Annotated in this window: 8 protein-coding genes; 5 read left to right on the plus strand and 3 right to left on the minus strand. The window is 70.6% G+C overall.

Annotated features, from left to right (window positions below; translation table 11 throughout):
- On the minus strand, window positions 1-360 hold a 360-nt coding region (gene rpoZ / locus ABDW35_RS26620), incomplete at its 3' end, for a DNA-directed RNA polymerase subunit omega (RefSeq protein ID WP_343716879.1).
- Window positions 361-571: 211 nt separating this feature from the next.
- Between rpoZ and ABDW35_RS26625 the strand changes: the two genes are divergently transcribed.
- Window positions 572-1,195 (plus strand): NYN domain-containing protein, encoded by a 624-nt coding sequence (locus ABDW35_RS26625; RefSeq protein ID WP_343716880.1) that lies wholly within the window; start codon window positions 572-574, stop codon window positions 1,193-1,195.
- Between the two features lie 48 nt (window positions 1,196-1,243).
- Here ABDW35_RS26625 and smpB read toward each other — a convergent pair whose 3' ends face one another.
- Window positions 1,244-1,714, minus strand: a complete 471-nt coding sequence (gene smpB, locus ABDW35_RS26630) for an SsrA-binding protein SmpB (RefSeq protein ID WP_034833201.1) — start codon at window positions 1,712-1,714, stop codon at window positions 1,244-1,246.
- Window positions 1,715-1,736: 22 nt separating this feature from the next.
- Window positions 1,737-2,612 (minus strand): 4-hydroxy-tetrahydrodipicolinate synthase, encoded by an 876-nt coding sequence (dapA, locus tag ABDW35_RS26635; RefSeq protein ID WP_343716881.1) that lies wholly within the window; start codon window positions 2,610-2,612, stop codon window positions 1,737-1,739.
- A 51-nt stretch (window positions 2,613-2,663) separates the two neighbouring features.
- On the opposite strand from dapA, the gene ABDW35_RS26640 reads away from it, so the two are divergent.
- From ABDW35_RS26640 to ABDW35_RS26655, 4 genes are all read left to right on the plus strand, one after another.
- Window positions 2,664-4,613 (plus strand): lytic transglycosylase domain-containing protein, encoded by a 1,950-nt coding sequence (locus tag ABDW35_RS26640; RefSeq protein ID WP_343716882.1) that lies wholly within the window; start codon window positions 2,664-2,666, stop codon window positions 4,611-4,613.
- Window positions 4,614-4,664: 51 nt separating this feature from the next.
- The gene (locus tag ABDW35_RS26645) at window positions 4,665-5,639 is read left to right on the plus strand and encodes a threonine/serine dehydratase (RefSeq protein WP_343716883.1); all 975 of its coding nucleotides are present in this window, start codon (window positions 4,665-4,667) and stop codon (window positions 5,637-5,639) included.
- Window positions 5,640-5,642: 3 nt separating this feature from the next.
- The gene (locus ABDW35_RS26650) at window positions 5,643-6,038 is read left to right on the plus strand and encodes a hypothetical protein (protein ID WP_343716884.1); all 396 of its coding nucleotides are present in this window, start codon (window positions 5,643-5,645) and stop codon (window positions 6,036-6,038) included.
- A gap of 189 nt (window positions 6,039-6,227) precedes the next feature.
- On the plus strand, window positions 6,228-8,018 hold a 1,791-nt coding region (locus ABDW35_RS26655), incomplete at its 3' end, for a hypothetical protein (RefSeq protein WP_343716885.1).

The following is an 8,018-nucleotide window of genomic DNA, read 5'->3' on the forward strand; positions in this document are numbered from 1 at the left end:
GGCGTCGATGCCGAAGGTGGACTCCTCGTCCGAGCCGACCGCGCCGGCCGGGCTCTGCGGCGCCACGCCGGCCTTCAGCCACTCTTCCTCGCCGGCCATCAGCTCGATGATCTCCTCATCGGCCTCGTCGATCTCGGCCAGCTTCTGGTGGCCCTTGACCAGGGCCTCCCGCAGGCCGTCCAGCGGGACCGTCTCGTCGGCGATCTCGCGCAGCGCGACCACCGGGTTCTTATCGTCGTCGCGATCCAGCGTCAGCGCCGCGCCGGACGAGATGTCGCGGGCGCGCTGGGCCGCCATCAGGACCAGATCGAACCGGTTCGGGATCTTGAGGACGCAATCCTCGACGGTGACGCGAGCCATGGGCTACCGCTCCTGCACAAAAACAGCCACGACGATAGAATCGTGGCACGATGGATGCAACGCAATGGCCGCATCTTTGTTATACCGAGGGGCGGACCACCTACCGCAGTTGCGGCGAATGCGCAAGCGTCGTCGCAACCCGTTGACCGCTCCTTGCAAACTGAGTAGCGAACCCAATCTGTCACCCGTCCCCTGCCGCGAAGGAACGCACATGATATTCTATAAGGAAGAACGGCTCGCAATATTCATTGATGGCGCCAACCTTTATGGCGCGGCTCGTTCGCTTGGTTTCGATATCGACTATCGCCGGCTGCTCGACCTGTTCGCCAAGAAGGGTCGCCTGATCCGCGCCTTCTATTATACGACGCTGATCGAGGATCAGGAATACTCTCCTATACGTCCGTTGATCGACTGGCTCGACTACAACGGCTACAGCATGGTGACCAAGCCGCTGCGCGAGTACACCGACAGCCAGGGCCGCCGCCGGGTCAAGGGCAATGTCGACATCGACCTCGCGATCGACGCGCTGGAGATGGCCGACCGCGCCGACCACATCCTGCTGTTCTCGGGCGACGGCGACTTCAAGCGCCTGGTCGAGGCGATCCAGCGCAAGGGCGTCCGCGTCACCGTGGTCTCGACCATCAAGTCGAGCCCGCCGATGGTGTCGGACGAGCTTCGCCGCCAGGCCGACAACTTCGTCGAGCTGATGGAGCTGGCGCCGCACATCCAGCGGATGAACGCGCCGAACCGCACCCAGGCCGCCCCGGTCGAGGGCGATGACGGTAATGTCGAGGAGACCGTGCAGCAGGCCGGCGCCTACGCGCGCTCCGCCTGATCCGATCCAGGCCGGCTTCGTGGGGAAGCCGGCCTGCGGATGCAGGGGTCAGCCGCGGTCCCGCATCACGCGCGCCTTTTCGCGCTGCCAGTCCCGCGCCTTGATGGTCTCGCGCTTGTCATGCGCCTTCTTGCCCCGGGCCAGGCCGATATCGACCTTGGCGAAGCCGCGGGCGTTGAAGTAGATCGACAGCGGGATCAGGGTCATGCCCTCCCGCTTCACCTTCCCCAGAAGCTTGTCCCGCTCGCGCTTGCGCACCAGCAGCTTGCGCGGCCGCTTCAGCTCGTGGTTGAAGCGCTGCGCCGGCCCGTATTCCGGGATATGGGCGTTGAACAGGTATAGCTCGCCCTGCATCTCGCCGGCATAGGCGTCCTGCAGGTTGCCGCGGCCCTCGCGCAGCGCCTTCACCTCGGTCCCGACCAGCACGATGCCGGCCTCGACATTCTCGTCGATGAAGTAATCGTGCCGCGCCCGCCGGTTCTGCGCGACGACGCGGCCCGGGGTCTTCGGCTGTGCCATGATGCTTGGTGTGCTCCGGTGGTCAGTTGATCAGGCCGGCGAGGACCATCGCCTCACGCACCGCATTCCGCGTCGCTTCGCCCGGCGGCACCAGCGGCAGCCGGACACGGTCGTCGGACAGGCCGAGCAGTTTGGCGCCGACCTTCACCGGCCCCGGGCTGGTCTCCAGGAACAGCGCCCGGTGCAGCGGCATCAGCAGGTCGCGGATCGCGCCCATGCGCGCCAGGTTGCCCTCTTCCCAGGCGGCGTGCATCTCGGCGCAGAGCCGCGGCGCGACATTGGCGGTGACCGAGATGCAGCCATGGCCACCCTGCGCCAGGAACGCCGTGGCAGTGGCGTCTTCGCCCGAAAGCTGGCAGAACTCGGGACCGATCCGCACCCGCGTCGCCAGCGGCCGCACCAGGTCGGCGGTCGCGTCCTTGACCCCGACGATGCGCGGCAGCTCGGCCAGGCGGGCCATGGTGTCGACCGACATGTCGATCACGCTGCGGCCCGGGATATTGTAGATCACGATCGGCAGTTCGACCGCGTCATGGATGGCCCTGTAATGCTGGTAGAGACCTTCCTGCGTCGGCTTGTTGTAATAGGGCGTGACGATCAGCGCCGCGTCGGCGCCGGCCTTCTTCGCGTGCCGGGTCAGGGAGATCGCCTCCTCGGTCGAGTTCGAGCCGGTGCCGGCGATCACCGGGACGCGGCCCTTCGCGACCTCGACGCACAGCTCGATCACCCGCTCATGCTCGGGATGGCTCAGCGTCGGGGACTCGCCGGTGGTGCCGCAGGGGACGACGCCCTGGGTGCCCTCGCGGATCTGCCAGTCGACGAAGCTCTGGAACGCTTTCTCGTCGACCCCGCTCTCGGTGAAGGGCGTAATCAGGGCGACGATCGATCCCTTGAACATGGACGCTTCCGTGGGCGTTGGGGTGGTGAACGCAGTGTCATAGCCGCTGTGGTGCGGGCCGGCAAGCGAACGGCGCTGGCCGCCGCGGCCGCGCTGCTGCTCGGCACCGCCGCCCCGGCCCTGGCGCAGCCGGCCACCCCGGCCGAGATCAAGGCGGCGCAGGCCCTATTCTTCGCCGTCGACCGCAACGGCTGGGACGTGGTGCGGACGGTCGAAAGCCAGATGGCCAGCACCCTGGTCGGCCGGCTGGCGACCTGGGCCGACCTGTCGCGCGCCGACAGCGCCGCCGGCTTCGAGGAGCTGGCGGCCTTCGTCGTCCGCAACCCGGACTGGCCGAACGTCCAGGCGATGCGCCGCCGGGCCGAGCGGGCGATGCCGGACGGGCTGCCGGCCGACGCCGTGGTCGCCTGGTTCGACGCCTTCGCCCCGCTGACCGCCGAGGGCGCGCTGCATTTCGGCACGGCGCTGCAGGCCAGCGACCCGATCCGTGCCCGGATCTGGGCGCGCGACACCTGGCGCAACATCTCCCTGACTGGCGCGCAGGAGACCGAGTTCCTGGCCCGCTTCGGCAGCCTGCTGGGGCCGGACGACCATTGGGCCCGGCTGGATGCCCTGCTGTGGGCCGAGCGGGCCGAGGAGGCGCGGCGCATGCTGCCCCGCGTCTCCGGCGACCGCCGTCAGGTGGCTGATGCCCGGCTGAAGCTGATGGCGCGCACGCCGGACGCCTCGGCCGCGGTGCGGGCCCTGCCTGCCAAGCTGCTGCAGGATGAGGGCATCCTGTACGAGCGCACCCGCTGGCGCCGCCGCAACGACGACGAGGCCGGCGCCATCGAGATGCTGGCGCAGCAGCCGAAGACCTCGGCCCATGCCAAGGACTGGTGGCTGGAGCGGCACATCATCGCCCGCCGGCTGTTCGACGAGCAGTCCTACACCAAGGCGTACCAGCTGGTGACCGCGCGGGAGCAGAGCGACCCGGGGGACCGGGCCGACAAGGACTTCCTGGCGGGCTGGCTGGCGCTGCGCTTCCTCGATCGCCCGACCGACGCGATCGGACATTTCGAGAAGCTGTATGGCGACGTCTCGATGCCGATCAGCCTGGCCCGCGGCGCCTATTGGGCGGGCCGGGCGCATGAGGCCGCCGGGAACAAGCAGAAGGCGGCGGACTGGTACCGGCTGGCGGCGAAGCAGACCCTGACCTTCTACGGCCAGCTCGCCGCCGACAAGCTGGACCAGCCGAGCATCGCGGCCCTGCCCGTCTCGGCGACGCCCAGCGCTCAGGCGGTGGCGGCCTATGGCGGCGACCTGGCCCGCGCCGCCCGGCTGCTGGACGCCATCGGCCAGCGCGACCGCGCCGATCTGTTCCTGCGCAAGCTGATGGTCGATGCCGACACGGCGGACAAGAACCGGCTGCTGGCGACGCTGGCCTCCTCGATGAAGTATCCCTTCGTCGCCGTCCGCGCCGCCAAGGCCGCGGCGCGCGACGGGCTGACCGTGATCGACGCCGCCTATCCGTTGGTGGACATGCCCGACGATCTCAGCGGCCTGCCACCAGCCCTCGTCCTCGGCCTGGCGCGGCAGGAGAGCGAGTTCAACGCCACCGCCGTCTCCAGCGCCGGGGCGATCGGGCTGATGCAGCTGCGCCCCGGCACCGCCCGCGACGTGGCCCAGTCGCTGGGCATCGACCACACCACCGGCATGCTCAGCGGCGACCCGGTGCACAATCTGCGCCTCGGCAGCCGCTATCTGGCCGACCTGATCAAGCGCTATGACGGCAACTGGCCGCGAGCGATCGCCGCCTACAATGCCGGCTTCGGCCGGGTCGACACCTGGGCGCCGACACCGTCGAAGACGCCGGAGCAGGTGGTGGACTGGATCGAATCCATCCCGCTGCCGGAGACGCGCAGCTATGTCCAGCGCGTGCTGGAGAACACGCAAGTCTACCGCCTGCGCCTGGGCGAGGCGCCGAAGGCGGGGGCGCTGGAGGCGGATCTGCTGCGCTAGCAGTGCTGATTTACTGGTTTAAGTTCATCCGATAATAGACTGGAAATAAATATGATCGTCTCCGTCTCCGACATCGAGGCCGCCGCCGGCCGCCTGCGCGGCCAGGCCGTGCGCACGCCGCTGCTGCGCTCGCCGCTGCTCGACGCCCGGGCCGGACGCGAGGTGCTGGTCAAGGCCGAGCCGCTGCAGCGCACCGGGTCCTTCAAGTTCCGCGGCGCCTACAACCGGATCTCCCTGATCCCGGAGGCGGAGCGGTCCCGCGGCGTGGTCGCCTTCTCCAGCGGCAATCACGCCCAGGGCGTGGCGGCGGCGGCGAAGCTGTTCGGCATCAAGGCGACGATCGTGATGCCGTCCGACGCTCCGGCGATCAAGCGGCGCAACACCGAATCCTATGGCGCCACGGTGGTGCCCTATGACCGCTTCGGCGAGGACCGCGAGGCGGTGGCGGCGAAGATCCAGGCCGAGACCGGCGCCACGCTGGTGAAGCCCTATGACGACCCCGGCATCATCGCCGGCCAAGGCACGATCGGCCTCGAGATCGCCGAGCAATGCGCCGAGCTGGGCGTGCGCCCCGATGCGGTGCTGGTCGGCTGCAGCGGCGGCGGCCTGGTCTCCGGCGTCTCCGTCGCCATCAAGGCCAAGCTGCCGGGCACCCGGATCTACTCTGCCGAGCCGGAGGCGCTGGACGACATGCGCCGGTCGCTGGCGGCCGGCGAGCGGGTGAAGAACGCGCCCGATGCGCGGTCGATTTGCGACGCGCTGCAATCCCCCACCCCCGGCGAGATCACCTTCTCGATCGCGCGCGAGACGCTGGCCGGCGGCGTCGCCGCACCGGACGACGCGGTGCTGCGGGCGATGGGCGTGGCCTTCGACACGCTGAAGCTGGTGATGGAGCCGGGCGGCGCCATCGGCCTGGCGGCGACGCTGGAGAACCGGATCCCGGACGAGATCCGCACCGTCGTCATCGTCTGCTCCGGCGGCAATGTCGACGCCGCCACCTTCCGTGACGCGCTCGCGACGCTCTGAGCGATGAGCGGCCGCCCCGCCTTCTTCGGCCGGCTGCAGGGCTGGTGGGACGGCCACGCCCGTGAGGGCCGGCCGCCGCATCGCGACACGCTGAGCCCGGTCGAGATCATGCCGATGCTGCCGCATCTGCTCATGCTCGACCTCGCCGGGCCGGCGCCGCAGGTGCTGTGGGCCGGCACCGCGGTGAAGGAGGCGCTGGGCGGCAATCCGGGCGACCAGCCGCTGGACCGGACGCCGCTGGGTGGGCCCGAGGCCGCGGCCGCCCTCGCCTGCATGATCGCCGAGGCCCGCCCGGTCGAGGCCCGGCTGGGCGGCCGGCCGGCGCTGCTGTGCCCGCTGGCGGATGATGTCGGCGTCGTCACCGCCGCCCTGGCCGGGCTGGCGCGGCCGGATCCCTGATCCGCTCCGGCCGTCCAAATTTCGCCACAGCGCTCGGGCATCTCAGGCAAATCATCCCATCCCGCACCGGAGCGGCCGGGCTGACCAACGACCCCGGCGGCACCGCCGGCGGGGCACGGGAGCGCGTGGGGTCACCTCAGGACTGAAGCCTTCTTCATTGCCGCATTCCGCGGCGCATTGAGGGACATCATGGTCCGGCGACTCCTTTCCGTCCTCCTGCCGCTGCTGGCGCTTTCCGCCCCGGCCCTGGCGGCCCCTCCCGATGGCCCCCATCCCCGCATCTGGCTGACGCCGCAGATCGTCGCCGCCTGGCAGGCGGCGCGATCCGTGCCCGGCAGCCCGGTGGCCCGCGCCATCGCCAAATGCGACGATGCCCGCCTGAACCCGGCGGACTACGCCTCCGGCCAGTATCAGAGCTTTCGCTGGGTCGAGGCGCTGGATGCCTGCCTGGTGGCGCGCGCCGCCACCGGCTCGGCCCTGCACCGCGACACCGCAATCAAGTATTGGCAGGCGCTCCTGGACGATGCCGACACGCTCGGCGACGGCAACGGGCCGCGCTATCCCAACACCAGCGGCCCGGCCACGCCCTTCGGCATCGTCGCGCGCGACGCCGGCTATTCGATGCGCACCAACGGCGCCTGGAGCGCCCTGGGCTATGACTGGCTGTACAACGACCTGAGCCCGGCGCTGCGGGCCAAGGCGGCCACGCGCTTCGCCCAGTGGATCGCCTTCCACCAGGATCCGGACACCTACCAGCGCGCCGAGACCGGGTCGAACTACCATGCCGGCCATGTCCTGGCGGTCACCCTGATCGCGATCGGCCATGCCGATGCCATGGACGCCGCCTACCCGGGCAGCGGCACGGCGCTGTGGACCTATGTCACCAACACCATGTGGGCCCAGGTGATGGCCGGCGGGATGGCCGCGCGCCAGCCGATGCCGGGCGGCGACTGGGCCGAGGGCTGGCAGTACGGGCCGCTGTCGGTGGTCTCCTACGCCCTGGCCGGCCGGGCGATGGCCGAGCACGGCGTGCCCCAGCCCTGGATGGGGGCATGGCTGCACCAGGTGCTGTATCGCTATGTCTACGGCCTGACGCCGGACAACCGCATGTTCGTCGGCGGCGACACCGACAACGAGAAGCCGACGCTCGAGGCCGATCCCCTGCCCCTCTATGCCGTGCTGTCCGGCCCGGCCGCGACGGTCGACAAGGCCCAGGCCAAGGCCGAGCTGGCGCGCTTGGCCTTGCCCGCGCCGCCGGCCAATGGCGACTTCACCCTGCTGTTCCAGTCGCTGGCGGCGACGGAGACGGTGACCGCCCAGCCGATCGACCGCGGCGCGCTGCCGCCGGGCTGGCTGGCCGCCGGCGCCGGCAATTTCTACGCCCGCACCGGCTTCGGCCCGGGCGCCGCCTGGATGGTCAGCCAGTGTCGCGGCATCATCAGCGCGCACCAGCATCTCGACGCCGGCAACATCACCCTCTCGCGCGGCGCCGACGCGCTGGTCGTCGACCCCTCGCCCTATGGCACGCTGTCGACGCTGACCGGCAATGCGCCGACCATGAGCCAGCCGCATTTCGCCGCCGACTACCGGCCGAGCCAGGGCAGCTGGGGCGAGGAGAACCCGCCCGACGTGCTGCCGCTGGCCCTGACCACGCGCTTCCTGTTCGCCGGGTCCCGCGCCGCCTCCGGCGTGTCGGCAACACAATGCGCCTATACCGGCCAGTTCCGCTTCCAGGGGGAGGCCTCCCCGATCGTCAATGGCACGCGGCGCGACCTGGTGTTGCTGCCCGGCGCCACCGGCGCCTCGGTCGTCGTGCGCGACCTGGTGCGGACCACGGCGGCGTGGAGCCGGACGCCGAACCCGCTGCTGCTGCGCTTCCGCTCGCTGGGCCACTTCACCGCCGGGCCGGGCGGCGACCGGGCGCGCGCCGTGGTCGGCGGCTCGGCCCTGCTGGTGCGGCGGCTGTTCGGCGCCGCCACC

The sequence above is a fragment of the Inquilinus sp. genome (assembly GCF_039594555.1).
GTDB lineage: Bacteria > Pseudomonadota > Alphaproteobacteria > DSM-16000 > Inquilinaceae > Inquilinus.